Origin of the sequence: Halorubrum californiense DSM 19288 (assembly GCF_000336875.1) — an archaeon.
Classification (GTDB): Archaea; Halobacteriota; Halobacteria; order Halobacteriales; family Haloferacaceae; genus Halorubrum; species Halorubrum californiense.
Genome location: NZ_AOJK01000081.1, coordinates 1 through 26,953 on the forward strand (window position 1 = coordinate 1; position 26,953 = coordinate 26,953).

Here is a 26,953-nt window from a genome sequence, read left to right on the forward strand (position 1 = left end):
TTGAGCCGAACCATACGTCCCAACGGTGTTCTCGGACGGACTGTGGGTTCACGCACGAAGCGAACCGCGACGGCGAACATTTCGAGTGCCAAAAATGCGGGTATGAGGTCAACGCGGATTATAACGCGGCGAAGAACATCGGGGTGCGATACGCCCGAAAGCGCAAACACAGCCTCCGTTCCTCGCCCAAGTCGGGGAGCGGAGACGCACCAGTAGACGTGCGTTTGAATGGTGGGACGTTGAACGGCGAGAGTCACCAGCCTCTTGCTGGCGACTGACTGCTGGGAGTCCACATCAAAGCCCCATCACCAGAAATCGGAGATTTCTGGTTAGCAGTCAGAAGCTCCGCTTCTGACGACACCCTCAAGCACCGAGGCGCACAGCGCCGAGGGAGTAGGGTGGGGTAGTTTACCCGATTGCGGGAGAAGATAGCTCCGAGTCGCTCACGGGGAGGAGCGGAGTTGCTCGTTGACGTCCCGATAAAGATAGTATACGGTGACTGTTAGCACGAGCGCGGAAAACAGCGTCCACAGTCGGACATTGATCGACGCTTCGCCGGCCCAGTAGGGGACGTCCGGCCGCGGGGCCGCCGGCCGAAACGGCCACAGCATGTCGTCAGACAGCGTCGGATTCGGCGGTGACAGCGTCTGATGATTGTCTGTAATGACATGAGTGCCGTATGCGAACGCGAACGCGCCGCCTGCTCGGAGCCGGTCGGTCCGCCACGCGTACCATCCTGTGAGACAACAGAGCGGGACGGCGATCGGTAGCGAGTGAACGAAGACGCGGCCGCTCGGGAGCAGGCCGAACTGGTGGGCGAGCGGCTTGTCGATGAGGTCCGGCAGCTGGCTCCCAACAAACACGACTGCGAGAAGCCCTCCCGTTGGCACGTGTCGGTCACGGACGAAGACGTACGCGACGACCGGAACGACCGCAACGATGAAATGCTCGATCGGGAACATTTACTGGCAATGCCGACCGCGAGCGGAGCACCGGCAGTTCACATGTAACCGAGGTCGCGCAGGCGCTCCATCAAGTCTTCTTTGTCCTGGGCGCGGCCGGCGCGTTCGGTCGTTCCCTCGAGGTCCTGGAGCCACGCGGGCTCCTCGGTCGTCTTGTCGGTCGAAACCTCACTGCCGAGCGAGCGGAACCCGGCGAAGTACTTCGGCGAGATGGGGATGTCTTCCTGCGTGACGCCCTCCGGGAGGTCGTCGTCGGCCTGCGGGACGTACCCCTCGTCCGGGAACGCTGCGACGGTCTCCGGCACGACGAAGTTCCAGAAGGCGTTCCACACGTCGGCCTCGGCGAACTGGAGGATGGGCTGGATGCGGTCGTGCGGCGGGAACAGATCCGGATCGTGGCGCGGCGAGAAGAACGTCTCGTCGGCGCGCGCCTCCTGTTCGTCCCACCGGACGCCGGAGATGACGCCGTCGATGTCGTACTCTTCGAGGGCGTCGTTGAGCGCGACCGTCTTCAGCAGGTGGTTCCCGACGTAGGTATCGAGCAGGAACGGGAACGTCTCCTCTTCGTACTCGAGGATCTCCCGGATGTGGTGCTGGTTGTGCTCCGAAAGCGCGTCGACCGGGATGTCGTCGCCCGGCTCCAGCCCGTGTTCCTCGACGTACGCGCCGACATCGTCGTTGCGGGCGTACACCAGGTCGATGTCCCACTCGTCGGCCCAATGCTCGACGAAGCCAGTGATCGAATCGAAGTGCTGGAAGTGGTCAATGAAGACGGCGGTCGGTTTCTCGTAGCCGTACTCCTCGGCCACCTGGTTGATGAAGTACAGCGTCAGCGTGGAGTCNTGGAAGTGGTCAATGAAGACGGCGGTCGGTTTCTCGTAGCCGTACTCCTCGGCCACCTGGTTGATGAAGTACAGCGTCAGCGTGGAGTCTTTCCCACCGGTCCACATCACCGCGGGGTTGTCGTACTGTTCGAGGCCGCGGCGGGTGACTTCGACCGCCTTTTCGATTTTGTGCTGGATCGACGGGTAATCAGCCGGGTCCTCACCCTCGCCGTCGGTGTAATCGACGTCGACGCTCGCTGGGAAGGCTTCGCTCATACAGCCCGACTTGTCGGTATGGTAAAATGAATCTTTTCGTGTCTATCGAACCGTCAGGGCGATGCCAATCGAATCTGTGGTCGACTGTCCGGTCGCGTCCACCGATCAGGCCGGTCGACTGTCGATGCTATCGGCGGTCGGTGTAGACGCTCGCTCGTGTTTACAGGCGGAGCAGGCCGAGTGTCTCGGGGTCAAGCCCCGAGGCAGTTCACGTCCGGCGTTCGCCCGGAGCTGGCTCCGGCTCGGGAGCGGAGAACAGCCCAACGACCCATCGAGAGGACGCCCGCGCAGCTCTGAGAACGCCCATCGCCGTCAGCGCCGCGACGTAAACCATGAAGAGCACGAGGAACCGCACGGCCCCGGCCACGGTTTTGACGCTTGTCATCAACATACCTCCTGTCGCCGGCCATCATGTATAACTCCGGCGCGCTGGTTATCAGATATAATATTTGTGTTAGATCGGAGCCGACTTCCAAACGCATTTACAGGTCTCCCGTGAGAGACGGATATGAACCTCACCGATGCGCGCGTTCTTGTGACGGGCGGTGCCGGACTCGTCGGGAGCCACCTCGCCGCCAGCCTCCTCGACCGCGGCGCGGCCGTCCGCGTCGCCGACGATCTCTCGAAGGGAACCCGCGACCGGGTGCCCGACGCCGCCGAGTTCGTCGAGGCGGACCTGACCGACCCCGACGACGTCGCTCGCGCGGTCACCGACGACCTCGACATCGTCTTCCACTTCGCCGCGTTCACGGACACGAACTACGACGACGACCGCGCGCTGTTCGAGGACAACACCGCGATGACGTACAACGTCTTAGAGCGCACCCGCGAGGTCGGCGTCGACCGGTTCGCGTTCACCTCCTCGTCGACGGTGTACGGGGAGGCGCCGCGGCCGACGCCCGAGGACTACGCGCCGATGGAGCCGATTTCCGTGTACGGCTCCGCGAAGCTCGCCGACGAGGCGCTGATCTCGACGTTCGCGCACTCGTACGGCGTTCAGTCGTGGGTGTTCCGCTTCGCGAATATCGTCGGGCCACACCAGCGCGGGAACGTGATCCCCGACTTCATCCAGAAGCTGGACGCCGACCCGACCGAGATGGAGATCCTCGGCGACGGTCGCCAGGAGAAGTCGTACATGCACGTCTCCGAGTGCGTCGACGCCATCCAACACGTCGTCGAACACGCCGACGACGCGCTCAACACCTACAACCTCGGCACCCGGACGACCACGTCGGTGACGCAGATTGCGGACATCGTCAGCGACGAACTCGGGGTCGATCCCGAGTACAGCTACACGGGCGGCGACCGCGGCTGGACCGGCGACGTACCGAAGATGCGGCTCTCGATCGAGAAGCTGTCCGCGCTCGGCTGGGAGCCGTCGGTCGAGAGCGACGAGGCGGTTCGCCGGAGCGCACGCCAGCTGATCGACGAAATCGTGGACTGACCCAAACTATCGTCGGTCCGCCTGCGTTCTCTTGTTGGAACTCCTCTGGTGGTTCGCGGCTCCGACTGCCGATGGCGTCTCAGAAAATATCGATCGGGACCATCGGAAGCTCAATGAACGATGCCCCGGTAGAAAACACGACGCGGTGAGGCTGCTGGCGGGGAGTTGCGGTCTGCGGTGAGGGTGTCATCCCACTGTTGCTCTGGTGTTTGCGTCTCGACCTTGGAACGGAAGCTCTCGTGAGCAATCGTCTGCGAACGCTACGATTTGGTACCAGTATCTTCATGTTACTCAACAACAGTTAATCACTGTGGCCGGCTCTAAACCAGTGTCAGAGAAAGTATTAGAACGCGTCGCAGAAGCTAAGGATACCGACCCGTCCGAACTTGACGAGCCACTGTTTGCGGCTGTCAACACCGATTCACTCGACAAAATATTCAGCTCAACCCAAAGTGGCCCAACAAGAGATGAAGGCAAAGTGCGGTTCCCTTACGCTGGATTCACCGTGATTGTTACCGCACAAAAAGAAGTCGAAGTTAGGGAACGAGGCAAGTGAAGTTGCTGTATTGGTCAGATGTCAACTACCCTACCCTAAGCGCCTTCGGCGCTTTGAGGGTGGGGCTTGTCCGTGAACTCGGCCTCGAACCCATCAGGGTAGGCGGGAAATCCGCCCTTCGGCTTGAGGATCCAATAGAGCCGAATGGGCTCAATCCACTTTCCGAGTGACTCTGTCATGCTCACTTGGTAGCGTGTGTAATGTTTATTATTCACTACTACTGACACACTCGTATGCCACGGGATCGTCGTACCGCGATTGTTGAGACCTTACACGATGTCGCGACGACGATTCAAACGGAGACGACGACGACGGGCGTGTGCGAGCGGACCGTGTCGGCGGCAGCGGATCTCCTTGATTTTAACCTGTGTACGATCGTCATCCGCGAGGGAGAGTGGCTGATCCCGTACGCCACCTCTGCGGACGCGCCGCCCGACGGTAGTCAGAAGATGAAAGTTGATACAGGGCTGGCCGGGAAGACCTACCAGACCGGTGAGTCGTACACGGTCGCCGAAGTGACGTCGTCGGATGAGACGAACCCGGCCGACCCGTCGTATCGGTCCGGGATCAGCGTCCCGATCGGCGATCACGGCGTCTTCCAAGCGGTCGAGACAACGCCCGATGCGTTCGACGACGACGATATCGAGTTGGCAGAGTTACTCGTCAGTCACACCGCGACGGCGCTCGACCGGCTGAACCGTGAGAAGGAACTTCAGCGGCAAAACGAACGGCTCGACCAGTTCGCGTCGGTGGTGGGCCACGACCTCCGAAACCCGCTGAACATCGCGTCGGGCCGGTTGGAACTGGTTGCCGACGAGTGTTCGAGTCCCCACATCGAGCCGGTGATCGACGCCCACGAGCGCATGGAACGCCTTCTCAACGACCTCTTGGTGTTCGCCCGTGTCGGCGCTGATTCGCTCTCGTACGCGGAGGTCGACCTGGCGGCGCTCACCACGGAGTGTTGGGAGTCGCTGGCGGCAGAAGCGGCCACGCTTCACACCCCGGTCGACCACACGATCCGCGCCGATCGCGACCGGCTTCGACAGCTCGTCGAGAACCTGTTGAAGAACGCGGTCGACCACGGCGGCCCCGACGTGACCGTCACCGTTGGAGGGTTACCGAACGGATTCTACGTGGCCGATGATGGTCCAGGCATCCGACCCGATGCCCGCACTGACGCGTTGACGGCAGGGTACACATCCGCCGCGGACGGGACGGGATTCGGGCTGTCGATTGTCTCACAGATCGTCGACGTACATGACTGGGAGATCACGCTGACCGAGAGCCCGTCTGGCGGCGCTCGGNACACATCCGCCGCGGACGGGACGGGATTCGGGCTGTCGATTGTCTCACAGATCGTCGACGTACATGACTGGGAGATCACGCTGACCGAGAGCCCGTCTGGCGGCGCTCGGTTTGAAATTCAGGGCGTGGAACTGGTTGCGGAGTAGCCCACCCGCTACCGCCAACCATCTGCCGGTCGTGACACCTGGAGTGCGCGATATTGCTCTGGATATATCGCATTCCTCCCGCGGCTACCACCGTGGGCTTCCGCTGTGTCTCGCTGTGATATTCCTTTGAGGGAACACGTTAATATAATACTCAGTTGAAATAACGCGCATGACCGACACACCGCTCCGGGCAACGGTCACACAGCGCGGCGTCGTCGTCACGCCGGACGAGCACGTCCTCATCGTCCAGCGGGCGTCAGACGGAGCGTGGGAGCTACCGGGTGGGCGACTCGATCGGAGCGAGGATGCTACTGTGGGTCTCGTGCGCGAACTGCGCGAGGAGACCTCGCTCAACCCAGAGGTCGTCGAGCCGGTAGACACCGTCACGTGGGTGAACGATGACGGCAACGGCCGATTTGCGGTGTACTACTACTGTCGCGGCTCCCGGCGGACGGTGTCGCTGTCGCCCGAACACGACGCCGCTGCGTGGCAGCCCGCTCGGGCGGCCGCGGAGCGGCTCAGCGACCCGCAGACTGCGGCCGTTGAGGCGGCGGTCACACACCACCGGCGCGCGGTCGATCGGGGGGTGGCTGCCGCTCCGTCTTCAAGTCGAGAGCACGGCGAGCGCTCGTGAGGCGATCATCGGTCGCTTCCGCGGACGGGTTCGACCGTGGCGTCGGGTCGCGTCGCTGCGATCATGATAGAGATACGAGCGCATGCCCCCGCCTTTCCGTGAGAGACGAGTGTTCCGATACTCTGTCGGAACCGAGGAGCGAACAGGCGGGGGTCGAGCGGACAGCAATGTGTGACAATCCACCGGCCTATCGTATTGCTGGATTTCCCATCGTTTCACTTCCACTCTGGATGGCTGAAATATATGCCGACCACAGCCGAAACGTGTCGCACGGCGACGATGGGTGAACTCACCAAAACGCTCGAACTGAAACTTGTGGAACCGACCGTCCACAAGCGACTGAAGCTCCGTGAGACACGGGACGCCTACCAGCAGGCGCTTCACGCCGCCTTCGCCGCTGGCTGTGACACTCAGTCAGCAACGAACGACGTCGTTGTTGAATACGACCTGAGCGGATATGCGAAAAACGCCCTCAAAAAGTTCGTCCCACAACTCCACACCAGCTACGACGCCGACGAACTTCACGACGACCATCCAGTGCGGTTCACCAACGAAGGACTCCAACTCGACCNCGTCCCACAACTCCACACCAGCTACGACGCCGACGAACTTCACGACGACCATCCAGTGCGGTTCACCAACGAAGGACTCCAACTCGACCACCAGCCACAGAACGCGATTGAGTGGTACGTGAAAATCCCACACCACGAGGATTACCACCTCTGGATTCCGGCACACGCTAATCCCGACCAGCGAGAGTGGCTGGAAGCGGTATACGCTGACGACGCCGAAATGGGNATCCCACACCACGAGGATTACCACCTCTGGATTCCGGCACACGCTAATCCCGACCAGCGAGAGTGGCTGGAAGCGGTATACGCTGACGACGCCGAAATGGGTGAAAGTCGGCTGTTCGAGCGCGACGGGACATGGTATCTCCATGTCACCGTCACCCGCGACGTGGCAGACCAATTCGAGGCGTCCAACGACGAGCGGACACCCATCGGCGTGGATATCGGAGAAGCGAGTCTCATCACGGTGTGTCACCGCGACGACTCCGGTTCTCCTGTTCGCCCCCGTCTGTGGGCCGACGAGGGCAAAGCCGTTCGTCGACTCCGTAAAACCTACTTCACCGCCAAAAGACGGCTTCAGCAGCGCGGCAGTGAGCGCATCGCAGAGTCCTACGGCGAGCAACTGTGGGACCGGATTGACGACGTGTTCCACCGTGTGACCCGCGAGGTTGTGGACTACGCCGAGTCCACCGAGAACCCAGTGCTGGTGCTGGAAGACTTGAGGGACATCCGCGAGAACATGGACTACGACACGTACATGAATCGGCGGTTACACGGTTGGGGATTTGCGAAACTCTCCGCACAGATTCGGTATAAAGCCGCCGAGAAGGGGATTCCGGTCGCAACAGTGAATCCACGCCATACGTCGAAAGCGTGCCACGCGTGCGGTGAAGTTGGCTCCCGGCCACGACAGGCAACGTTCAGATGCTCGAACGACAACTGTTGGGTCAGTGAGTACCAAGCCGACGTGAACGGGGCGATAAATATTGGAGACCGCTACCGTAGTGGAGAGAGTCACCACCGAAACGACCGGGCTCCCCGGCAGAAGGCTGGTGCCGATGACTCGGCTACGGATGGGGCCTCTTTGACCGGGCCACAAGACAGCCACGCCGATGCTGAAACCCAGCAGGTGACGCGTGGAACGAATGCGTCTTGAAATCAACAGGTCGGTTTGCTCGGCCTGAAATCCCGTGGCGGGATTCCCGCGTCTTCAGGCGCGGGAGGAGGTCAAACGTCGTGGCGCCCTGTTGTGGATCTCCGACAGCTGGCAGCTCGGCGGCCGAGCGCGTGTCGGCCGCCTGGGAGTGTACGAACGAGGGGAGATCCAGCGTGAGCGTCGCCTCGTCGGGGTCGTACGCGAGCCGCGCGGGCTCGGCGGCGACGCGCTCGGCCGCAAGCACCTCACCGAGGGCGGCCGGGTCGATACTGACGATGCCGGGAGCGGCGCTGTACCGCTCACAGAGCGTCTGGTGGACGGTCGCCTCGACGGCCGTTACCATGGGATCGTCGACGCTCGTGGCGACAATCCCGTCGTCGGCAACCGTGAGATCGGTGGGGCCGTTGACGGCGGCCACGGGCGCGAGGAGTCGCCGGAGGTGGCGCTGTTCGACGGTCGCCTCGAGGCGCGGCGGGGTCGACGAGGTGGTGGGCAACCACGAGCGCATGCGATTGTGGGTGTCAGCGCATCAATAGGTACTTTTCGGTGTGCGGCGCGGCCGAGGCGGTCTCACAGAGGCACGAGGCGGAAGCCCACGACTTCAGTCGTGAGAGGAAGCCGACAAATCTCACACAATCCACGAACGATGGCTGCCTGACTCCCCGATGCCAATCCTAAATTATATAAATAGAAATACTATTATGTGAAATACGGATGGGGGACGTTATTCGCACCGTCAAAGTCAAACTCGACGTTCCCACAGAGCGGTGCGACGACCTCCATCAGACGAAAGACCAGTTCCTCTACAGTGCGAACACTACCGCAGCGTGGGCGTGGAGGCACCCGAACGATTACTGTATCACCTCGAAACAAAAAGCCGAGAATGCCCTCTACGCACAACTCCGCGACGAGACGGAGTTGACTGCGAATCTCGTTCAAAAGGGAATTCGGCGCGCTATCGAGGCCATCAAAAGCGGTGTGGCTCGCCTCGAAAAAGGCGAGAAGACGAGTCAACCCCAGTTCGACGCGTGGAGCGTCGTCTACGACAAACGCTCTGCGACGTTCCACCGCGACCACGTCTCGCTGTCGACCGTGAACGGGCGCGTCGAGTGCGAGTACGTGCTCCCCGACGATCCCGAAGGCACTCCGATCGGCGAGTACCTACTGAACGAGGACTACGAATTCCGGATGTCCACGTTACAGTACGATCGCAGTACAGCATCGTTCTACCTCCACGCACGAATGCGCCGAACAACGGATGAGCAAGCCCAGTCCACGACTGATTCTTCCGACGCCAAGCACAGAACAGTCCTTGGAGTCGATTTGAACGTGGACGGGTCGATTGCGGTGACTTCGACGGGTGCGTTCATCGGGAACGCCGACGAGATGAACCATCGACGCCGAGAGTTCGAGAAGACACGCGGCTCGATGCAACAGACGGGGACGCGGTCGGCACACCTATCGATTCAGTCGATGGACAACCGCGAACACCGCTGGGTACAGGACGAACTCCACCAAGTGTCGAACCGGATTCTCGACGAGGCTTGTGTCCACGGGTGTACGCACATCGCGTTCGAGAACCTGACCGACATCCGAGATCGGATGGCGGGTGCAAAGCGCTTCCACGCGTGGACGTTTCGCCAGCTGTTTGAGTACGTCGAATACAAAGCCGAGATGGTCGGGATCGAAGTCGAGCAGGTGAGTCCGGCGTACACGAGCCAGCGGTGTTCGAAGTGTGGATTTACCCACGAGACAAATCGGCGATCGAAACACCAGTTCGCGTGTCAAAAGTGCGAGTACGAACTGAACGCAGACTATAACGCGAGCAAGAACATCGCTCGCAAACTGCTAAAACGTCTCCACTCGGGGCAGATGTCTTCGGGTGGAGGCGCACCCTGTCAGTGTGCGCTGAAGTCAGGGACGCTGAACCTGAACGGCGAGTTCAACGTCTCCGTCAAGTCGACGGTAGAAGGGGAGTCCACTGACAAGCCCACGACTTCAGTCGTGGGTCACTGACGGCTCTCCCGAGCTCCTGCTGGACACCACCGAGACCGCAATAACGGTGGGAAGCCATTTACTGTCGCCGTGAGAACACGGGTCTGATGCGGGTGTCGCGTCACGTCCGGATCGCGGTGGGACTCACCGTCTTCTTTCTCATCCGGCATACTCCGCCGGAACTCGCCGAGCTCGCGGCGCGCGTTTGGCTTCTCAGAACGGAACTTGCCGTTCTAGCACCCGCACTTTCCGGCAGTTGGGGGCCCCAAATTGTCGGGTCCGTCCGGCTTCTCACGCTCGGAGTGCTGTTTCTCACGGTCTGTGTTCCACTCATCCACGAGCTGTATCCGGCTGGGCTCCGCGTCCCGCTGACCGAACGAGACCTCTTTCGGCCGTTTCGACTGCTCGTCGCCACACACGTCGTTCTGGTCTACGCAACAGTCGGTGTGCTGGTGTGGCTCGCGACGGATACACCCCGCTGGCTCCTCGCCGGGGCGGCACCCCTCGGCATCCCGCCGGGAGGCTGGATTCAGCTCTGGGTGGTCGGCTACGGGACACTGATCTTGCCGCTTTCGCTCGGCGGCCTGCTCAGCCGCCTTGAAGACGGACTCACCGCGTGGCCCACCGCCGATGGTCCGGCGATGGGGCTCGTCCGGAACCTCCAGCCAGGTGCGACCGGCCCGACCGAGTTCGACTCACCGGTGCTCGCGTGGTGGTTTGTCGGACTCGTTCACGCGCTGCCCGCCGTCGCGCTCGGAGTGGGGTTCGTCGTGATAGAGACGCTCCCGCCCGTCGTCGAGGGGCTGCTCGCGGTCGGAATCGTTGTCGCCCTCGTCGGCTCCGGCGACCCCGCTCGGTTCGTTGCCGCATTCGATCTCGAACACCGACTCGGCCGCACGCTGCGATTCATGACGGTCAACCTCCGCAGCGCGGTCTCGGCGGCGAGCATCTTCCTCGGTGTGACGCTCGTCGGCGTGCTTGTCCTGCGAGTCGGCCCGCTGGCGGCCGGCCACTGGACCGCTCCGCGCCCCCATCCGGGATGGTGGTCACGACTCGGCGTCCTTGCCGGTCTGACGGTGTACGCTGTTGGGATGGCTGGCCACTGGCTCCGGCTCGCAGACCGGCTCCCGTGGTTCGTCACCGCGTGGACAGCCGCGAGCACCCGGTACGACGCGCGGGCGTTCCGCGCCCCGTCAGCGGACTGTCCGCCCCGCTTTCCGCTCGGGCCGCTCCTCCCCGCACTGTTCTTCGTTGGCGCCCTCCAGGCGATCGCAGCGCCCGGATCGCCGTCAGCGACGCTGTACGCAGTCGGGTGGCCGATCGGTGTCGGGGTCGGGATCTGGCAGCTCGTTCGACGGCCGCCGGTCTCGACTCCGGCCGCTCGGGACAATTGGGCGATTCCGGTCGCGCTCGCCGTCCAAGTCGTCTTACTTTTCTATCAGGTTTCGCTCCCGGTCTCCGTCGAAACAGGGGCGTTCTCGGTACCGACAGCGCCCGCGAGGCTCTCGGCGGCGCCGGATTTGCTCGTGTTGGGCGGCGTGGCCGTCGCCGCCATCGTCTGGTACTTCGTTCCGGAGCTCACGGAGTTCGCAACCGCTCGGGCCGGCGACCAGTCGGAGACAGCCGCGCAGTCGTCAGCCGACGCCGACCGCCTCCGACTGCTCCGGCTGTCGACCACGCTCGGGTTCGGACTCTCGGTGTGGGCGACCGCAGTCATGGCCGTCTCATTCGGTATCACGATCGGGGTGTTTTTGCGCTATCTTCTCGGGGGGATGGGAACGATCACCGCCCTCCTCTGGTGGCTCGATCCCGACCAGTTCGAACGGCTCGACAGGCTCCCGCCCCGGACCGAGACATTGGCTGATCTCGGCGTCCTACTGTACTTCCTCGGCGTCACGCTCCTCAGTCGGGAGTCCCTGCTGATCCCCGAGTCCGTCTCGCTCGCGGGCGTCGGTGCGACGGTGCTGGGGATGGCATTCGTCGTCGGTCGGTACTGCTATCACCGTGTGTGGGAGCGGTCACAGGCGGCTGAGTAGCGCTTGAACGGGCATACCGGTCGTGTCACGGCCGAAGAGACGGGGAGCGTTGGAGACCGCCGCCAGCGCGGCGGGCGCGAGCGCCAACCGTCATCCCTTAGCGTCACGGAGACGGTGGACGGGTATGGACCCGGTGACACACGCCGCGGTCGCGTATCTGCTGTACGTCGCGTACGCGGCGGTGACCACACGCCGGCTCCCCGTTCGGTGGGCGCTCGTGCCGGTGGCGATCGGCAGCCAGTTTCCGGACCTGATCGACAAGCCGCTCGCGTTCTGGGGTGTGATCCCCTACGGCCGGTCGCTGGCCCACTCGGTGTTCTCGCTGGTCATCGTGTGCGGTGTCGTCTGGTGGGCGACGCGATCGCTTTCGGTCCGGTTTGACGACCGCGTCCCAGATTCGCTATGGCGGGTGACGCCCGCGGCGTTCACGATCGGGTACGCGGCCCACCTGCTCGGCGATTCGTGGCAGAGCCTGCTGCGTGGCGACTTGTTTGCGGTGCGGTTTCTCGCGTACCCGTTGTTCGGCGTCCCGCGGAGTGCCAGCGATAGCATCTCGCCGTGGCTGCGCGTGGTTGAGCTCTATCGCGAGCCGGCCGCGGCGATGCATCTCGAGATCGTCGCGGCCGCGATCGTCATGTTCGTCGGCCTGCGGCTGTGGGCGGCACGGCGCGGGCGGTGGCCGAAAGCCGAGCGGTGAGAACGGTGAATTGACGCACTGAGCGCCTGTGCGAGGCGATGAACGGGGCTGTCTCTCTCACGAACAGATTGGCTCGCCCATTGGCAAAGACGAGAGCTCGCGACGGGACCACAGAGGTACGAGGCGGAAGCCCATCACTGACGCCGTGAGGTGCTGACGGTCGTGGCTGCGCGCACAGCGACCGGAGGGAGCGAGCACGGAGCGGAGGGTGGGGCGGTGGGGCGTGGCTGGATGGTGCGGATACCCCGATCGGCCAGCCGATCGCCGATCCCGACCCCGTCAACGCGGCGATTACAGAGGGACGAGGCAAAAGCCCACGACTTCAGTCGTAGGTCACTGACACGGCAAAAAAAGAGGGCCACGGTGGCCTACCCCTCCCACCATCGGTCGCGCTCGGGGAAATCGACCCGCGACCATCCGGTCAGCGCCACCGACACGCGGCCGTCGTACCAGCTCGTCGCGGCATCAACCAGTCGCACCCGTTCGCCCTCGTCGATACGTGGTTGGCCGGATTTGCGCCACACCGTCACCTTGATCCGTCCGGTGTCGTCTTCGAGCAGCCCGACTTGTTGGATGGCCGGATGCGCGGGCTCCCAGTCTTCAGCCCATTCCCCAGCAATGCTCACCGTGCCACGAGCGACCTCGCTGACCGCCTCAATCGGAATGATCGTTCCTGGTGCCTCCTGAATCTGCTCGGTCACCTGGATGACCGCCGTCACCAGCTCGTCGCCATTGGCCACGCGTGCTGCGAGCTGCCGGCTCACCGCCGCATCGGTCCAGCCTTTAGTGTTCGCCGCAATCCGCCGGGCTTCCTGATTCACCGCCGCCAACTCGTCTTGTGCCAGCGTCGCTCTGGGGTCTTCCTGTTCTGGGTCGGCCCACGGATCCACGCTCGCGCGCCGCTCGGCGAACTCGTCGCGCCGCTGGTGACTGCCCGCCGCGATCACCTGTCGCGTCCGGGCTTCCCGATCGGAGGACTGTCTGCGATCCCACCGCTCTCGGGTACGGGCCTTCTCCGCTTCACGTGCGAGGGCTTTCTCCTCGGCGGCCAGTGACAGCCCGCTCATCCCCGCATCGGGATGGTTCGCATCCACCTTCGCCTGCGTTTGGAGGTCGACGTTGGGCCGCAACGGCTCAACGGCCGGCTCCGTCTCCGCTGGTTCGAGTCCCTGTTCAGCCACCGAAACCTCTTTTGTCGAAACGTTGTTACGAGACATTGGAACAACACGTTCCGAAGGCGCTCACGCGCTACACCCGCGATGTGCTCTCATCGCGGATTTTCGTCGACGCCCGACAGCACCAGCTGCGCGCTCTCGCTCGCGCCTTCGCGAGCGCCCACCGGGCGCGAGCGAGAGCGCGCCTACATGTGGTGACCCAGCCAGCCGCGCGCGGCGACCCGCCCGGAGCGAGCGGCCAGCGCATTCCCCGTTCGCCGCGACGCAACCACGTCCGTCGCGGTCGGCTTCGCCGAGGTCCGCCGGACCCGAACGGGTGAAGCCCTGGCGTCGAGGGCACATTCATTTTAGCCCGGCAGTCCGCCCGCCACTGCAGGCAGACCGCCCGGAATGGTCGGTCGCGAGCGACGCGGAGGGCGGCAGCGGCGAGCGGGGCGAGCCGTGACGTACGCACCTGTTCAGCCGGCTACGTCGCTAAGCCAGCCATCTACCGCCCTGACAGACGCAGAAAGGGCGAGACCGTCTCGGCTGCCCCGACCCCACAACCACCACAGGAACGAGGCGCACAGCGTGGGTCGCGGGCGTCAAGCGGCCGAAGGCGTTCAAATCGCTACTTCTGGGGTTCCGTCTGGAATCGCTGAGAACGTGCGTTGTGACAGTCCCAACTGGACGCTATCGAGTGCCGCCACGTCGTGGTCGATAGTAGCAGTTTGGAACGGGACACCGTCGACGAGGATGTGATAGTACGCGGCCGCGATTTCCTGCGAAAGCGCGGCCTCGTCGGTCATCGGTCGCGCAGGCGATCGCGAGCGGCCGCGAACCGAACGGGATCGGTGTCGCCAGCCGCAGCCATCTCGTTAGCGGACTGGAGCTGCGAGTCGATGAGCCGATTCTGCTGGCGTGACCACTCACCATCGTCGTGCGTCCGAACATACTCGGCCCACTGTTTGATCATCGCACGCCGTTGCTCGCTATTCCGGCGCTGATCGTCTTCAAACGCTTTTGAGTTCAGCATAGTAGTTCTCCACTCCAAGCTCGTTGACATACGTTTCGAGTTGCTCCGTGTTAAATCGTTCCTCGAACGTCAGGTAGAGGTGAAGTGCATCCTCGAAATCCTTCCCGCTGAGACTGTCTGTAGCTTGTGCAAGCCGAAGTTTGTACGCGATTTGGAGTTCAAGCGGGCTGATCTCGATCTGTCCCTCATCGAATGTTACCGTAAGGGGGTTCGAGAGGGCCTCACGCTCAACATCGTTTGAAACAAACCATGTCTCGAAGTTCGGATACATTTCCCCCTCTTCGGCAATTCGGATCCGGCTACCCTCGCTCAACATCGAATACATCTCATCAAGCGGCATCGCCATCCCCCAGTACCCTCGCTCTTTGAGTTCCGTGACAAACTGCTCAATCTCCACTTCGGACAGCGACTCCAGAATGACGTCGATATCTTCTGTCGATCGAGATCGCCCAGTGAGGATCGCGACGTATCCACTAACGATGACGTAGCTAACATCGCAGGCATCGAGGATCTGCGTGAACTCGAGTACATCTTTATCGAGTTCTGATAGCTCCCGTGAAACCGTGAGAGTGTCGTCACTGAGTTCCATCAGTTTCCTCTATGGAACACGGATAAACTACGCGCTGCGTCACGTGTCTTCGATCGCCTGTTTCACTGCTCATTTGTTGACTTCTTCTTCGGTATCATGACGTACGTTCTCATCGATCTGGTGATGCTCGTGGACGACGGGCCGGAGCGCCTGGAGAATCATCTCGGCGGCCAGCGGAGAGATGTCCAGGTCGTCGGCCATTAGCCGATGGGTCACTTCGCCGCGTTCGCGGGCAACCACGTAGATGAGCGCGGTCGCGAGGCCGGCGACACCGTGGCGATCGATGTAGGTATCGATGTCGGCGTCCGTCTTGCGCCGCCCAACGGCGTCGATGAGGGCCGGCGTGATCGTGTACTCACCGTCGCCGGCGCCCGTCGTCACTGTCAGGTCAATTTCGCGAGCGGCGTACCGGCGGGGCTGCTCGTCGTCGGTGACGACGACGACGCCGGCGTCAACGAGCCGGTTCACGTAGCTGTAGGCGGTCCCCTGTGCGAGCTCGAGGTCCTCAACCACGTTCTGGACGGTCGCCTCCTCTTCACGGGCGAGATAGGCGTACAGCTGGGCGAGCTTCGGCTCTTCCAGCAGGCCAGCGACCGAGAGAAAGTCTTGGACAATCTCGCCGTCGGTGTGGGGTGAGGTCCGTGACACAAATTCCCTCAATTATAGTTTACAGTGAAACAGTAAAGAGTGTTTGGGCCACGCTGTCGACGTCACGACGAGATGCGCTTCAGGCGCCCATCCCCAACACGTCGCGAACGCCGGGCTACAGCGCTCGCACAACCGTCAAGGCATCTGGTTTCACTGTGTTACCGTGTAACACTATCGAGGCAGGACTTGGTTACTCCTGAAAGTGGGTGGCAGCATCCTGAAGCGCTCCCTCGAACTGCCACGCGGCCTCGCTGAACGCCCCATCAGTCTGATCGTCCCACCGCGGGAAGCCACACTGCTCGCTGACGGCGACCTCCCACGTCGGCGGCTCGACCTGCCCGAGCTCGTATTCGGGGATCGCAACGACATACAGATACTCCTCGTCACCATGGATCCCAACACGTGGATCCTCGATCCCGTGGCCGAGCAGAAACAGCGGCTGGGAGAGATGCTGCATCCGACTGGGCTGGCACACATCCGCTGGTGAGTGCGCATCAAGCCGCTGATCGGCCGCCCGATCGGGATCGAGATACAGCGGCAGCGACGCCAGCTTCTCAAGGAAGACGTACTGGGCGGCCGCGTACGACGGCCCACGGACACTGTGGGTCGCCTCCAACAGCCGTTTCAATTCACGCAAGCGGGTGAGCACGCCACGTGGATACCCGTCGGAGTGAGTGTACACCTGTGCGACTGGGTCGGTCGGATCGGCCGTCTGGCCCTGCGCAAGGGTGCGGACGAACCGGAGTTGGCATCGAGTCGACATCGAATCACGCCGGCAATTGGTGCGCCGGCACCCATCCCGGCGCCAACAACACCACAATACGGTGTTACCGGCCATCCGGGTCAGGTGGCGCGACACGATGCCCACAGGGGCGACAGATCGCGGTGTCCGGACCGTGGATGACTACCACCGAGACAGTCACACCACAACGCGGACAGCGGTCGTACGTCGCCATCAGCGGCCCTTCCGGCGAAGCCGACGCACGTGGAGACACACGCGACGCCGGCGGCTGAGTGGGCTGACAATAGCGAGCGGAAGCTCACCCCATTAGGGGTGGGTCCAAGCGACAGCAAAACCGTACAATCCACGCGCTACGGCTCGTCTGGATGTTTCACCACTTCCAGCCCAGCTTCGATTATCTCTTGATATGCTTCTGTAAGGTCTATATCCTGCTGTTCAGCGTAGTCTTTCACCCGTCCGTTCAGTGTGTGAGAAACGTCGATGTTCGGTCGCATTGTCTATGTCCAAAAGACATTTAGCCATAAAACTATTAATGTCTGCTGTCGTGAGGCGAACCAACACGCTCACCGTGCGGCCGCTCTCCGACGCCGACGAGCGGCTACTGCGGGACCTGTTGGACGCCTCTGCGAGCCTGTGGAACGAACTCAACTACGAGCGCCGCCAGCAGTTCTTCGACGGCGAGAGCGTCTGGGACACCGCCGACTACCGCAAACAGTACGTCGGCGTCCTCGGCTCTGCTACTGCCCAGCAAGTGATACGGAAGAACAAATCCGCATGGCAGTCGTTCTTCGCAGCCCGCGAAAACGGCGAGAACACCGCCCCGCCGGGCTACTGGGGCAACGAGGATAATGGGCGCGAGCTACGCATGTTCATCCGCAACGACCAGTACACGCTGGAAACCGGTGAGCGGTCACGGGTCGAAATCCCCGTCGGCCAAGACCTGAAAGACGAGTACGGCCTTGGCAACCACGACCGCCTGCGGCTGGAGGGGTGCGGTGCTCCCAAATGGGGCGGCAAACAGGGGCGCTTGGAGATACAGTACGACGAGGTAGACGACACGTTCAGGGCCTTTCAGCCTGTCACTGTACCCGATTCTCGACAGGATTCACCACTGGCTTCCGAAGAAGCCGCGCTGGACGTGGGCGCGAACAATCTCGTCGCCTGTACCACCACAACCGGCCAGCGGTACCTCTACGAAGGCCGGGAAATGTTCAACCGCTTCCGCGAGACGACCGACAAAATTGCTTGTTTACAGTCCAAACTCCGTGAGAGACGAGACAGCAGTCAGCGGATACGGCGGCTGTATCGCAAACGGACGCGACGGCGCGACCACGCACAAGAGACACTATCTCGGGATCTGATGGAACGGCTCTACGCCGACGGTGTCGATACGGTATATGTGGGCGATCTCACTGACGTTCTGGAAGCTCACTGGTGTGCCGAGGTGAACGCCAAGACCCACCAGTTTTGGGCGTTCCGGGCGTTCATCAACCGCCTCTCGTACACTGCCGAGGAATACGGGATCACCGTCAAGGTAGAGTCAGAAGCTGATACAACCCGAACGTGCCCGGCGTGTGGCGAGCAAGACGACACCCACCGGGACGGCGACGTGTTTCGGTGTCCGTGTGGTCACGAAGCTCACGCCGACCTGTGCGCGTCTCGCACGTTCCTCAAACAGCAGGCTGGCAAAATCGAAGCAGGGTCGATGGCTCGGCCCGTGCGTCTCAAGTGGGACGACCACAACTGGTCGGAGCTACCACACTCTCCCGAGAAGGAAAGTCCCAACGAGGAGCGCACAAACCGGAGTACCGGCGACGGGAAACTTGCCTCTGTGGGTACGGCATAGCCAACATCCCAACAGAGGAATCCCACGGCTTCAGCCGTGGGAGGAAGTCAAAGGACGACTATCGATCGACGGGGGACGAAAAGTGGTCATGGCTCGCACCCGTCGGAAGCCACACAGCTCATCCAAGCGACACGCCGCGTTCCTGAAACACGGTCTCGAACCCCCGGTCGGCGATCGCCGTCACGAGCCCGGTGTATGCCGCCTGGACGGTCGGGTCTTCGACGAGCTCGCGGAACCGGCTCTCAAAACGGCGCCCGTGGGCCGTCCGGCGTTTGTCGGACCGATCGTGGGCCGCCTCGTGACAGAGCACGAGAAAGAGATCGTGGGTCCACGCCAGCCGGTTGGAACTCGTCACGGCCGAGTCGGTCACCACGATCCGGCTGTGGCCGTCCGTCCACGCGTTCGGCGTCGCTTCACCCCACTCAATGGTCCGATCAACACCGATGGCGTCGGCGAGCGCCCGCGCAAACAGGAGGTATCGCCCCTGTCGCGTCGACAGTGCGGTATCAGGGAGGCGAGTGTACCCCTGCCAGACGCCTGCCTCCTTGGCACGCGTTGTGACATCGAAGCAGCTCGGGAGTGACACGGCAGCGTCATCGCCACGACCGGCACTCACGAGCTGGGCGGTCGCCGAATCGCTGGTGTCGAGAATGATCGCCCCACGCTCGACCAGGGCGTCTGCCCCGTGGTCGGCCCCGTCCTGCCATGCGATCTGGGGTGCCGCCTGAATCCGGGCGAGACTCACCGGTGTCTCAGTGACGAGCTCGAAGAGCTTCCGGTCACGCCACCGGTCGCGGCAGTCGGCGTCGCTGGTGAGCAGTTCGGTCATCATCGCTCGCGTCTGATCGGTGAGCGCGTCGTCGCGCAGCTGATCGTACAGCGTGACGCGCGCCGCATCGAGCGTGTCTTGAATCCGGGCCCACCGTTCACACCCCGACTGAACGGCTGTCCGCGCGAAGTTCAGCGTGAGGTTTCCTTTCGAGACGACGACCCCGCCCACGCCGGCGTCGTGATCGGTGGTGACGTACAGCCCGTTGCTGTAAATAGCGAGTTCCGGCGTCGGCGTCTGTTCGAGCGCGAGGTACGCATCTGGCGTCTCACGGGTGACCGTCACCCGACTCTCGTCAACCGCATCGAACGGATGGCCACGATCGACGGGCTCGCCGTTGACGAGCACTGCCACGCCCGTCCGGAAAGTGAGATACGCGAACCGCGTCCGGAGCCGCTCAACGATGCGGGGCCACTGATAGCTCTCCGGATTAGGGACCTCGCTCGTGTAGTGGTTGATGGTTACGCAGACGCCGTCGACCGCGTGGTCCGTCTCAACGACAACTCCCTCCCGGCCGCTCGCACGGGCAAAGGGGCCAGTCTCGCGTTCGTTCTGGTAGTCGAAACACAGCGCGTGGTGGCCGCTCCAGATGCGGACCGCACCTTTTGCGATGATCGCGCCCGTGCCGATCCCCCACTCGCCGAGGGTGGCGTCGTCATCGCGGGATTTCGTGCCGGCGCCCAACACGGAGAGATCCCGCATCCCCGTCTGGCTGCCGAGATCCACGCCGGCGCCGTCATCACAGACGACCGTCTGCTCTGGTGTGACGCTCACGAGCACGCGGGACGCCCCGGGGCTGTCGACGCCGTTTTGGACGGCTTCACGGATCGCGTCTGGGAGGTCCGCCATCTGGTCTTCGATCAGGTACTGCGCGACCTGATCGGTCGTGGTCATCTCAACCGTCTCGGTACAACTGTCGTCGGTCCCGGAATGGTCCGGGGGAGTGGCCTGCTCGGACATGGTGGCCACCCCCTCGGGGCACCAGATAAACTGAGGCGAGGTATCTACCGGATCAGGGGCGTGGTCGGTCAGACCCAGTGATCCACATAGACGACACCTGAAATTTCTTCCTGCGGATACTGCTTCGACATCCGATGTATCGCAGCGGCAATTGTTCGTGCTGAGATAGTCACATCGCTCACGTACAGGGCCGCACAGTACGCTGTCGGATCAAGTTCGAGCACAAAATCGTCATCATACGTGAGAATAAGCCGGTCGTCCGATTTTGAGTACTGACCCAGTTCTCGGTCAGACGAGCCCTTCCCAAACGCAGTGAGATCATTGACGTGTTCGACATCGTGACCGTAGTTCCGGAGCTTGTGGATGATCCGGTACTCGACGTTCTCATCAACCAAGAGCCGGTAGCTCATTCGTGTGGTGTGATAGAAGATTGCTGTGCCGCCTCCGTCGCAGCACGGGCATGACGGGTTTCAATTTGCTCCATCGCTTCGGGATTGCGATGGTAGTACGCGAGCGCTTCGTACACTTCGCCAACATCGAGTCCATATCGATCGGCGATATGGTCTGGGCGGTTCCCAGCCTCTTCGACGAGCGCATGGAGCTGTCGAACCGTTATGCGACTCTCCGCAACGTGGGGCTCGTTATGAATGGTCGACTCGTCTGCGGAGACGATTCGGTACTTCGTCACTGCCATAGGCTGTGGTACGTGTGCCGATGACAAAAAGCCGAGCCTAATCGGTCCAGCATGGATTTCAAATAGTGGCACTCACTCAGCCGTGAATGGGTGAACATCCACTCACTACGGATCATCTCAACCGTCTCGGTACAACTGTCGTCAGTCCCGGCTGAATCCGGGGGAGTGGCCTGCTCGGACATGGTGGCCACCCCCTCGGGGCACCAGACAAACTGCGAATCGGACGGGACGGGACTGAGGCCACGGAGCGGCGACGAAAGCACCTCGGGAGAAACCTTGATGCCGACTCGTATACGACGTATACACATGAGTACAAAGAGTGTCCGACTCGATGAAGATGTCTACGAGCGGATTAAAAGCAAGAAGCGTCCCGATGAGACGTTTTCAGAAGCTATTGACCGGCTCACCGGCGGTGCGTCGCTGCTTGATCTCGTCGGGCTTCTCTCGGATGAGGAAGCGGCGGCATTCCGCGAAGCGATCGACGAAACCGATGAGGACGCGATCAACGAGATTGATACCGTAATCGACCAGTTTGAGGGCGGTCGTGATTCTTGATTCCTCGTTTCTGATCGATCTGATGAACGGCAACGAGGGTGCGATACGGGTCGCAACCGATCTTGAGTCCTCAGCCGACCCCCAGCGCGTTCCCGCACAAGTCGTCTATGAACTGTACGTCGGGGTGGGGTATACCGAGCAGACCCACGATGAGGGCGGAAAGATTCAATCCGTGCTCAACTCTCGGCCGATCGTTCCGCTGACCGGTGAAATCGCGCGCCACGCCGGCCGTATCGATGGGCAACTCCGTCGTGACGGTGAACGGGGAGGGCAGGGTGACATTAAGATCGCGGCGACTGCGCTTCGGTACGATGAGCCGGTCGTCACAGGGAATCCCAAAGACTTCGATCGAATCCCTGAGCTGATCGTTCGAGACTACTGAAAACACCGAGACCGCCGCACAAGATGAGGAATCGGCGCTCGACCAGTACTCACACGCGCCACGACACCGACGGCAGCAACAAGACCAGCTCCGGCAACGAGGGGATCGTTGTTGGTCAGCGAAATTCTCTCGATCGTCGCTCGACGCAGGTGAGACTGTTGTGGGTGGGAGAGACATACTGTCCAGTTGGGGGACCGGCCGACACCCTCTCGGTCCTGAAAGACGGAGATCCCCGCCCGCCGTTGGAGATGAACCCTGAAGCAGCGTGTTCATCCAATGTCGACTGCGTCAATCAGTCTGGTACTCACCTCGCGAATACGTTCACACCGAGTGAGGAGTTGCTCGCTGTCATCGTCGCTCCATGCTGCGAGATACCGCGCCGAGCCATCCATCTCGAGCCCGAACTGCTGCCCGACGACGTACGCGACCGCCTCAGCTTCGCGTTCACGCGCCTCTTTTCCGACCGTATCAGCTGGGTCATGAAGGAGTGCGTGGGCGTACTCGTGACAGAGCGTCCCCGCGACCGCCGCCGTGTCGTCGCTGCGCACCTGAACGTGCGGGTCGCCGTCGACGTGGCGACACACGCCTGCGGCGTCACCGTGGGGCCACGCCTCACTGTCGACGATCTCAACCGAGACGCCGAGGTCTGTAGCCGCCTCCACTAACGCGGTCACCAGTCCGTCCGCGTCGCCTTCGCTGGCCGTTTCAAGCTGAGGTAGCGGTTCCCCCTCTGTTTGGGAGACGTCGAACACGGGGACGGGTTTGAACCCGACAACGCCGTCGGCCCACTCGTCGGGTGGGGTGTCGTCGTACTCGCAGTCGTTCTGCTCGTGGTAGGTGGGCCCGTCACCACACTCAGGACACCGACTGGTGATGATCGGCGCCCAAATCCAGATCGCAGATTCACCCTCGATCACGTGCCGATCAAAGTCGTCTTGCCACGTCCGGTAGCCTGCCACCTTCGTCGCCTCCGGACACTGGAGGGTGATCAAGAAGGTGTTTCGATGCGAGTAGTCGTGGAACCGAGACTGGACATCAAGCCACTGTTGGAACTGCTCGCTGGCGCGTGCCGCATCAACGGCGTCGCAAAGCTCGGCAAGCCACTGGTCGATCGCCTGGTGCATCTGGTCGGCGCGGGCGTCACCGTCTCCGAAGGTGACCGGCCCGCTCGCGGCGTGGGATTCAGTCATGCTCCCACCCATCGGGAGCACAACAATCCCGGCAGCCCACCCCACCGGAGCGCCCCGGTGACTCGCTCGGCACGCGACCCGGAATCGGTCCACTCACTGGACACCACCCGGGCTGTTTCGTTCACTAGACTCACGGCGGAACATTCATATTGGTTCATGTCAACATTCCACATGTTATGGGGCGCGCTGCCGACTCCCCCGCTGATGACCGCACAGACCACACGCACCTCCAGATCCAACCGACTGAGACCGAGCTGTCAGCCGCCGCGGTCGAGCAGGGGTTTCGTCGGCTCCACGGGCTCGAGACGGAGTCGAACGGCTGGACCGACCGCCTCCGCGGGCCGACCCCGCCAACCCTTGAGTTTCGGCTCCACCGGCCGGCCGGCGCCGACGCAGCCCTCAGTCTCTATGCGGGGATCACTGACGCCCCCACAGCAACACTCCGGGCGGGGTTACGCGCCGCCTGTCCCAACGAGTACGAACTCACGCCGGCGACACCACCCTCGATCCCCACAACGGAGTCGACAGAGTCGGCACCCGACAGCGAAGAGTCGACGGCGTCAGTCGACGAAGAGCCCCTACGTGCCGTCGAGTGGGTGGGTGATGCCGACCGGCGCGACGACTGGCAGACCCGGCTCACGCCGTTCGAAACGTTCACTGACGACGACAGCCGGCTGCCGCTGGCGGCCGTCGTGGAGACGCTCGCGGAGACGGACGCGGCAGTCACCTACCAGGTGGTCTGTCAGCCGTTTCGCGACTACCGCGGCGACGTACGATACCGAAAACGCCAGCTTGAGGCCGGCCGCGACACGCCAGCGAGCCGGTTCGTCACGGATCTGATCGGGCCTATCACCGATCCGGACGAGACGGCCACCACGAGCGGAGACGGTGATAGCGACCGGCTGACAGCACTCGACGCCGTCGACCCCCGGCACGCGTTCGTCGTCAACGCCCGCTGTCTGATTCGGGGGCGTGATGCCACGGCAGTCGCCGAGCAACTGGCCGGCACACTGGGCGCGACCTCCGGGCCCTACTATCGGGTCGACGCCACCCAGGCCGACGACCCGACGCGGGTCGCGGCCGCCATCCGCGACCGCACGGTCCACCAGCCGGCGTACGACACGCTCACAACCAAGCTCCCGTGGACGGCCAATCGGAGCCGCGGGATCGTCGCGGACGCGGCCAGCGCTCCCGGCTTCGCGCTCGTCGATGGCGCCACGCTCACCGCCGCGGGGAGCCGAGCAGTCGCGCCAACCGACCCGGATCGCACCGTTGTGGAACCGCCACCCGTCAGCCAACTCAAGCGTTATCACACGGCCGGGCTCACGCTGGGGCATCCCCGCGATCAGGACGGCACGGCTGCGAACGATCCTGTCGCGGTGCCGCCGGCGCTCCAGTCGCTTCACGTGGCGTGGTTCGGCAAGACCGGCTCGGGCAAATCGACGAGTCTCCTCACGGGGATGCTCGACAATCACGCCGCCACGGACGGCGCCGAGGTCCTCATCACACCGAAAGGCGGTGATATGGCTGCGGCGTATCTGCGCGCCCACTACGCGCGGTACGACACGCTTGAAGACGTCTACTACTTTGACTGTACCGAAACGCTGCCCGCGCTGTCGGTTTTCGATATTCGGCCACAACTGGCGGCGGGGATCGACCGGGCGACCGCCGTGGCGAATCTCACCGACCACTACATCGAAATTCTCGAAGGCGTGATGGGCCCCGAGCAGTTCCACCAGGCGGTGCGGTCGCCCGACATCATCCGCCAGCTGGTGAAGGCCCTCTTTGATCCGGTCCACGGGAGCGACGCCTTCCCCCACCGGGATCTCCAGCGGGCGGCCGCCCGCTTTCATGAGACGGGTGAGCCGCCGGCCGTCACCGACGACGAGCTCCAGGCGATGCTGTACAACGTTGCCGCCAACAGCCAGCAGACGTTTGATGAGCTCCTTCAGGGTGTCCACAACCGGATCGAAAAAATCCCGCTCGATGACCGACTCGGCCAGCTGTTCAATCATGTGCCCGGCGACGGCGACCCACACCTCGACTGCCGCGAGGTGATCGACGAGGACGCCGTCGTCATCATCGACACCGGCGGGCTCCGTGACGCCAGCCAGCAGGCGCTCACGCGGACGGTGCTCTCGAAGCTGTGGACCGCCCTCCAACGACGCGCCCAGACGACCGCGGCCGATGCCCGCCCGCTCGTCAACCTGTATCTCGAGGAGGCCGCCCAGCTGGTCACCTCGGGGATTATCGACGATCTCCTCGCACAGTCACGCTCGTTCGGCTGTAGCGTCACGCTCGCCACCCAGTTCCCCGGCCAGCTCCGGGTGCGCGACGAGGCCGCCTACGTCGAGTTGCTCAACAATGTCTCGACGATCGTGACCGGGAGCGTCCCCGTCGATGATGCCCTGACCAAGCGACTCGCCACTGCTGATCAGGAGCCCGCCGCGGTCGCCAACCGACTGCGCGCGCTCAGCCGCGGTGAGTGGCTGGTACGGCTGCCCGCGCCGTTTAATGAGCCACCACCACCGCCGTTTCTGGCCGAAAGCGCGCCGCTGCCGCCCGGCCACCCGGACCGGGATGAGTTTCGCCCCGCCCGGGAGACGGCGGTCGCCGCCCGCATTGATCAGTGTCGCGACCAGACCCGACTCACGGCCGGCCTGGATATCCGGACACCGCAGCCGACCACCGGCGACGATGCCGACGAAGCAACAGCCCCAGCCGAGGCGGCCGCCGCACGCGTGGATTCGGCGTTGCCGTACACCACGCGACTGCCCGACCCGGTTGGCTACGATGATGAGCGGCACGCACTACAGTGTCTGCGCTGTGACAGTCGGTATGACCCTTCGCCAGAGGGGCTCCGCGCAGCGGTGGCGTGTTGTCACGACCCCAGCGAGGTCGACCGCGACGACTACCCCATCTGTGAGCTGTCGCTCAAGCTCACCTACACCGAACGCCAGGAGAGCCCGATTCGTGATGCGGGCCTGCGCTTCCTCCAGGCGGTGTACTCAGCCCATCAGGGCCAGTATGACCCTAAAATCGAGTATGACATCACCCGCGACAGCATGCGGCGGCTCCAAGAGTACGTCGACATCGATGACGCCGAACTCGACGAGCTGCGCGAGGCGGGGCTGCTCAGCCGCGACTGTCGGTACCCACACATCTTGTACACGGTGACCCCGGACGGCCGTGACGCCATCGGCGTGCGACATCGTGAGGGGGTCGCCCACGGTGCGGGCGCCGGCGACCTCAGCGAGTCAAGTCTCCACGTGGCGATGGTGGAAGCGGGCACAGCGCTGCTTGAGACCGAGTATGTCGCCGACCCGGACTCACCGGCCGTCAGTGTCGAACAGTACTACGAGGTCCCCGAGGGCCGGCTTGACGCGGCCGCCGTCGACGAGACAGGCGCGGTGGTCGCGGGGCTCGAAGCCGAGCGGATGAACAACGACCTCGCACAGGCGGTGCCCGACGACTACGACAAACTCGCGGCCCAGGAGCCGGCGGCCGCCATCTGGGTCGTCAAAAACCGGGAGGCCGCCCACGAGATTCTCACGGCGTTGAACACGCCACCGGACGGCCAACCACGCGTCGAGAAGACGTACGGCGCCAAGACAGCACCCGTGTCGTTCACCATCGCCCAGCCTGGGCTCACAGCTGTGAAAACGTTTCAGTCAGTCCGTGACGCGTACGACAGCCGCGGCTAATTGGTGTCGAACGACAGGCAG

General features: G+C 63.0%; 27 protein-coding genes and 4 pseudogenes. 15 read left to right on the forward strand and 16 right to left on the reverse strand.

Annotation, left to right across the window (positions count from 1 at the left end; genetic code table 11):
- A partial coding sequence (locus C463_RS18230; protein WP_152422432.1) for a zinc ribbon domain-containing protein occupies positions 1-278 on the forward strand: 278 nt, incomplete at its 5' end.
- A gap of 165 nt (positions 279-443) precedes the next feature.
- On the opposite strand, the gene C463_RS16740 is transcribed toward C463_RS18230, so the two are convergent.
- From C463_RS16740 to C463_RS19065, 3 genes are all read right to left on the reverse strand, one after another.
- The gene (locus C463_RS16740) at positions 444-962 is read right to left on the reverse strand and encodes a metal-dependent hydrolase (protein WP_008446186.1); all 519 of its coding nucleotides are present in this window, start codon (positions 960-962) and stop codon (positions 444-446) included.
- A 38-nt stretch (positions 963-1,000) separates the two neighbouring features.
- The gene (locus C463_RS16745; protein ID WP_008446188.1) at positions 1,001-2,062 is read right to left on the reverse strand and encodes a phosphoadenosine phosphosulfate reductase family protein; all 1,062 of its coding nucleotides are present in this window, start codon (positions 2,060-2,062) and stop codon (positions 1,001-1,003) included.
- Positions 2,063-2,270: 208 nt separating this feature from the next.
- The gene (locus tag C463_RS19065) at positions 2,271-2,447 is read right to left on the reverse strand and encodes a hypothetical protein (protein WP_160163111.1); all 177 of its coding nucleotides are present in this window, start codon (positions 2,445-2,447) and stop codon (positions 2,271-2,273) included.
- A gap of 123 nt (positions 2,448-2,570) precedes the next feature.
- On the opposite strand from C463_RS19065, the gene C463_RS16755 reads away from it, so the two are divergent.
- Together C463_RS16755 and C463_RS18235 are read left to right on the forward strand one after the other, a co-directional pair.
- Positions 2,571-3,506 carry an NAD-dependent epimerase/dehydratase family protein gene (locus C463_RS16755; RefSeq protein WP_008446191.1) on the forward strand — a complete coding sequence of 312 codons (936 nt, stop codon included), beginning with the start codon at positions 2,571-2,573 and terminating at the stop codon, positions 3,504-3,506.
- Between the two features lie 328 nt (positions 3,507-3,834).
- Entirely contained in the window at positions 3,835-4,062 is a 228-nt protein-coding gene (locus C463_RS18235; protein ID WP_204365876.1) for a HalOD1 output domain-containing protein, read from the forward strand.
- Between the two features lie 35 nt (positions 4,063-4,097).
- Here C463_RS18235 and C463_RS20240 read toward each other — a convergent pair.
- Positions 4,098-4,184: pseudogene (locus tag C463_RS20240) on the reverse strand (transposase); the annotation flags it as partial.
- Between the two features lie 111 nt (positions 4,185-4,295).
- Here C463_RS20240 and C463_RS16765 point away from each other — a divergent pair.
- The 5 genes and pseudogenes from C463_RS16765 to C463_RS20350 all read left to right on the forward strand — a co-directional run.
- Positions 4,296-5,513, forward strand: a complete 1,218-nt coding sequence (locus tag C463_RS16765; protein WP_239638929.1) for an ATP-binding protein — start codon at positions 4,296-4,298, stop codon at positions 5,511-5,513.
- A gap of 169 nt (positions 5,514-5,682) precedes the next feature.
- Positions 5,683-6,147 carry an NUDIX domain-containing protein gene (locus C463_RS16770; RefSeq protein ID WP_008446196.1) on the forward strand — a complete coding sequence of 155 codons (465 nt, stop codon included), beginning with the start codon at positions 5,683-5,685 and terminating at the stop codon, positions 6,145-6,147.
- A gap of 279 nt (positions 6,148-6,426) precedes the next feature.
- Positions 6,427-6,642 (forward strand): annotated as a pseudogene (locus C463_RS20340) (RNA-guided endonuclease TnpB family protein); the annotation flags it as partial.
- Between the two features lie 93 nt (positions 6,643-6,735).
- Positions 6,736-6,921 (forward strand): annotated as a pseudogene (locus C463_RS20345) (RNA-guided endonuclease TnpB family protein); the annotation flags it as partial.
- Between the two features lie 24 nt (positions 6,922-6,945).
- Positions 6,946-7,875: pseudogene (locus C463_RS20350) on the forward strand (RNA-guided endonuclease InsQ/TnpB family protein); the annotation flags it as partial.
- Here the strand turns inward: C463_RS20350 and C463_RS16780 are convergent.
- Positions 7,787-8,383, reverse strand: coding sequence for a hypothetical protein (locus C463_RS16780; protein WP_008446200.1), 597 nt, complete (start codon positions 8,381-8,383; stop codon positions 7,787-7,789). The pseudogene C463_RS20350 and the gene C463_RS16780 sit on opposite strands and share 89 nt — an antisense overlap.
- A gap of 206 nt (positions 8,384-8,589) precedes the next feature.
- Here C463_RS16780 and C463_RS16785 point away from each other — a divergent pair, with 206 nt between their 5' ends.
- The 3 genes from C463_RS16785 (at position 8,590) to C463_RS16795 (ending at position 12,603) form a co-directional block, all read left to right on the forward strand.
- The gene (locus C463_RS16785) at positions 8,590-9,891 is read left to right on the forward strand and encodes an RNA-guided endonuclease InsQ/TnpB family protein (protein WP_008446202.1); all 1,302 of its coding nucleotides are present in this window, start codon (positions 8,590-8,592) and stop codon (positions 9,889-9,891) included.
- Positions 9,892-10,322: 431 nt separating this feature from the next.
- Complete coding sequence (locus tag C463_RS16790; protein ID WP_160163112.1) at positions 10,323-11,906, forward strand: hypothetical protein; 1,584 nt, start codon at positions 10,323-10,325, stop codon at positions 11,904-11,906.
- Between the two features lie 124 nt (positions 11,907-12,030).
- The gene (locus C463_RS16795) at positions 12,031-12,603 is read left to right on the forward strand and encodes a metal-dependent hydrolase (RefSeq protein ID WP_008446205.1); all 573 of its coding nucleotides are present in this window, start codon (positions 12,031-12,033) and stop codon (positions 12,601-12,603) included.
- A 368-nt stretch (positions 12,604-12,971) separates the two neighbouring features.
- Here C463_RS16795 and C463_RS16800 read toward each other — a convergent pair whose 3' ends face one another.
- The 7 genes from C463_RS16800 to C463_RS19070 form a co-directional block, all read right to left on the reverse strand.
- Positions 12,972-13,820, reverse strand: a complete 849-nt coding sequence (locus C463_RS16800) for a DNA-binding protein (RefSeq protein ID WP_049906086.1) — start codon at positions 13,818-13,820, stop codon at positions 12,972-12,974.
- A gap of 560 nt (positions 13,821-14,380) precedes the next feature.
- The gene (locus C463_RS16805; protein WP_008446208.1) at positions 14,381-14,566 is read right to left on the reverse strand and encodes a hypothetical protein; all 186 of its coding nucleotides are present in this window, start codon (positions 14,564-14,566) and stop codon (positions 14,381-14,383) included.
- Positions 14,563-14,733 carry a hypothetical protein gene (locus tag C463_RS19335; RefSeq protein WP_008446209.1) on the reverse strand — a complete coding sequence of 57 codons (171 nt, stop codon included), beginning with the start codon at positions 14,731-14,733 and terminating at the stop codon, positions 14,563-14,565. The genes C463_RS16805 and C463_RS19335 overlap by 4 nt, the downstream gene beginning before the upstream one ends.
- A gap of 37 nt (positions 14,734-14,770) precedes the next feature.
- Positions 14,771-15,382, reverse strand: coding sequence for a hypothetical protein (locus C463_RS16815; RefSeq protein WP_008446211.1), 612 nt, complete (start codon positions 15,380-15,382; stop codon positions 14,771-14,773).
- Between the two features lie 69 nt (positions 15,383-15,451).
- Complete coding sequence (locus tag C463_RS16820) at positions 15,452-16,030, reverse strand: DUF7437 domain-containing protein (RefSeq protein ID WP_008446213.1); 579 nt, start codon at positions 16,028-16,030, stop codon at positions 15,452-15,454.
- 190 nt (positions 16,031-16,220) lie between these two features.
- Positions 16,221-16,793, reverse strand: coding sequence for a hypothetical protein (locus tag C463_RS16825; RefSeq protein WP_049906088.1), 573 nt, complete (start codon positions 16,791-16,793; stop codon positions 16,221-16,223).
- A 329-nt stretch (positions 16,794-17,122) separates the two neighbouring features.
- A complete protein-coding gene (locus C463_RS19070) occupies positions 17,123-17,266 on the reverse strand; it encodes a hypothetical protein (protein WP_160163113.1) in 144 nt (47 codons plus the stop codon).
- Positions 17,267-17,304: 38 nt separating this feature from the next.
- On the opposite strand from C463_RS19070, the gene C463_RS16830 reads away from it, so the two are divergent.
- Complete coding sequence (locus C463_RS16830; RefSeq protein ID WP_080510877.1) at positions 17,305-18,618, forward strand: RNA-guided endonuclease InsQ/TnpB family protein; 1,314 nt, start codon at positions 17,305-17,307, stop codon at positions 18,616-18,618.
- 118 nt (positions 18,619-18,736) lie between these two features.
- Here C463_RS16830 and C463_RS16835 read toward each other — a convergent pair whose 3' ends face one another.
- From C463_RS16835 to C463_RS16845, 3 genes are all read right to left on the reverse strand, one after another.
- Positions 18,737-20,341 (reverse strand): sensor histidine kinase, encoded by a 1,605-nt coding sequence (locus tag C463_RS16835; RefSeq protein WP_008446216.1) that lies wholly within the window; start codon positions 20,339-20,341, stop codon positions 18,737-18,739.
- Positions 20,342-20,475: 134 nt separating this feature from the next.
- Positions 20,476-20,817, reverse strand: coding sequence for a DUF5615 family PIN-like protein (locus C463_RS16840; RefSeq protein WP_008446218.1), 342 nt, complete (start codon positions 20,815-20,817; stop codon positions 20,476-20,478).
- Positions 20,814-21,101, reverse strand: a complete 288-nt coding sequence (locus C463_RS16845; protein WP_049906089.1) for a DUF433 domain-containing protein — start codon at positions 21,099-21,101, stop codon at positions 20,814-20,816. The genes C463_RS16840 and C463_RS16845 overlap by 4 nt, the downstream gene beginning before the upstream one ends.
- Before the next feature lie 306 nt (positions 21,102-21,407).
- Between C463_RS16845 and C463_RS16855 the strand changes: the two genes are divergently transcribed.
- Together C463_RS16855 and C463_RS16860 are read left to right on the forward strand one after the other, a co-directional pair.
- The gene (locus tag C463_RS16855) at positions 21,408-21,656 is read left to right on the forward strand and encodes an antitoxin VapB family protein (RefSeq protein ID WP_008446221.1); all 249 of its coding nucleotides are present in this window, start codon (positions 21,408-21,410) and stop codon (positions 21,654-21,656) included.
- A gap of 22 nt (positions 21,657-21,678) precedes the next feature.
- Positions 21,679-22,038 carry a type II toxin-antitoxin system VapC family toxin gene (locus tag C463_RS16860; RefSeq protein WP_049906091.1) on the forward strand — a complete coding sequence of 120 codons (360 nt, stop codon included), beginning with the start codon at positions 21,679-21,681 and terminating at the stop codon, positions 22,036-22,038.
- 269 nt (positions 22,039-22,307) lie between these two features.
- On the opposite strand, the gene C463_RS16865 is transcribed toward C463_RS16860, so the two are convergent.
- The gene (locus tag C463_RS16865; RefSeq protein WP_049906096.1) at positions 22,308-23,228 is read right to left on the reverse strand and encodes an ImmA/IrrE family metallo-endopeptidase; all 921 of its coding nucleotides are present in this window, start codon (positions 23,226-23,228) and stop codon (positions 22,308-22,310) included.
- Positions 23,229-23,404: 176 nt separating this feature from the next.
- Between C463_RS16865 and C463_RS16870 the strand changes: the two genes are divergently transcribed.
- Complete coding sequence (locus C463_RS16870) at positions 23,405-26,932, forward strand: type IV secretory system conjugative DNA transfer family protein (RefSeq protein ID WP_008446226.1); 3,528 nt, start codon at positions 23,405-23,407, stop codon at positions 26,930-26,932.
- Positions 26,933-26,953: the final 21 nt, after the last annotated feature.

What these genes read in the sequence shown, in the direction of transcription:
- C463_RS16785 (WP_008446202.1), top strand. Translation starts at nt 8,590, where the DNA reads ATGGGGGACGTTATTCGCACCGTCAAAGTCAAACTCGACGTTCCCACA.
- C463_RS19070 (WP_160163113.1), bottom strand. Translation starts at nt 17,266, where the DNA reads ATGCGACCGAACATCGACGTTTCTCACACACTGAACGGACGGGTGAAA.
- C463_RS16770 (WP_008446196.1), top strand. Translation starts at nt 5,683, where the DNA reads ATGACCGACACACCGCTCCGGGCAACGGTCACACAGCGCGGCGTCGTC.
- C463_RS16740 (WP_008446186.1), bottom strand. Translation starts at nt 962, where the DNA reads ATGTTCCCGATCGAGCATTTCATCGTTGCGGTCGTTCCGGTCGTCGCG.
- C463_RS16815 (WP_008446211.1), bottom strand. Translation starts at nt 15,382, where the DNA reads ATGGAACTCAGTGACGACACTCTCACGGTTTCACGGGAGCTATCAGAA.
- C463_RS16805 (WP_008446208.1), bottom strand. Translation starts at nt 14,566, where the DNA reads ATGACCGACGAGGCCGCGCTTTCGCAGGAAATCGCGGCCGCGTACTAT.
- C463_RS16795 (WP_008446205.1), top strand. Translation starts at nt 12,031, where the DNA reads ATGGACCCGGTGACACACGCCGCGGTCGCGTATCTGCTGTACGTCGCG.
- C463_RS16755 (WP_008446191.1), top strand. Translation starts at nt 2,571, where the DNA reads ATGAACCTCACCGATGCGCGCGTTCTTGTGACGGGCGGTGCCGGACTC.
- C463_RS16860 (WP_049906091.1), top strand. Translation starts at nt 21,679, where the DNA reads ATGAACGGCAACGAGGGTGCGATACGGGTCGCAACCGATCTTGAGTCC.
- C463_RS19065 (WP_160163111.1), bottom strand. Translation starts at nt 2,447, where the DNA reads ATGACAAGCGTCAAAACCGTGGCCGGGGCCGTGCGGTTCCTCGTGCTC.
- C463_RS16800 (WP_049906086.1), bottom strand. Translation starts at nt 13,820, where the DNA reads ATGTCTCGTAACAACGTTTCGACAAAAGAGGTTTCGGTGGCTGAACAG.
- C463_RS19335 (WP_008446209.1), bottom strand. Translation starts at nt 14,733, where the DNA reads ATGATCAAACAGTGGGCCGAGTATGTTCGGACGCACGACGATGGTGAG.
- C463_RS16845 (WP_049906089.1), bottom strand. Translation starts at nt 21,101, where the DNA reads ATGGCAGTGACGAAGTACCGAATCGTCTCCGCAGACGAGTCGACCATT.
- C463_RS16780 (WP_008446200.1), bottom strand. Translation starts at nt 8,383, where the DNA reads ATGCGCTCGTGGTTGCCCACCACCTCGTCGACCCCGCCGCGCCTCGAG.
- C463_RS16830 (WP_080510877.1), top strand. Translation starts at nt 17,305, where the DNA reads ATGTCTGCTGTCGTGAGGCGAACCAACACGCTCACCGTGCGGCCGCTC.
- C463_RS16865 (WP_049906096.1), bottom strand. Translation starts at nt 23,228, where the DNA reads ATGACTGAATCCCACGCCGCGAGCGGGCCGGTCACCTTCGGAGACGGT.
- C463_RS16840 (WP_008446218.1), bottom strand. Translation starts at nt 20,817, where the DNA reads ATGAGCTACCGGCTCTTGGTTGATGAGAACGTCGAGTACCGGATCATC.
- C463_RS16870 (WP_008446226.1), top strand. Translation starts at nt 23,405, where the DNA reads ATGGGGCGCGCTGCCGACTCCCCCGCTGATGACCGCACAGACCACACG.
- C463_RS16825 (WP_049906088.1), bottom strand. Translation starts at nt 16,793, where the DNA reads ATGTCGACTCGATGCCAACTCCGGTTCGTCCGCACCCTTGCGCAGGGC.
- C463_RS16855 (WP_008446221.1), top strand. Translation starts at nt 21,408, where the DNA reads ATGAGTACAAAGAGTGTCCGACTCGATGAAGATGTCTACGAGCGGATT.
- C463_RS16835 (WP_008446216.1), bottom strand. Translation starts at nt 20,341, where the DNA reads ATGACCACGACCGATCAGGTCGCGCAGTACCTGATCGAAGACCAGATG.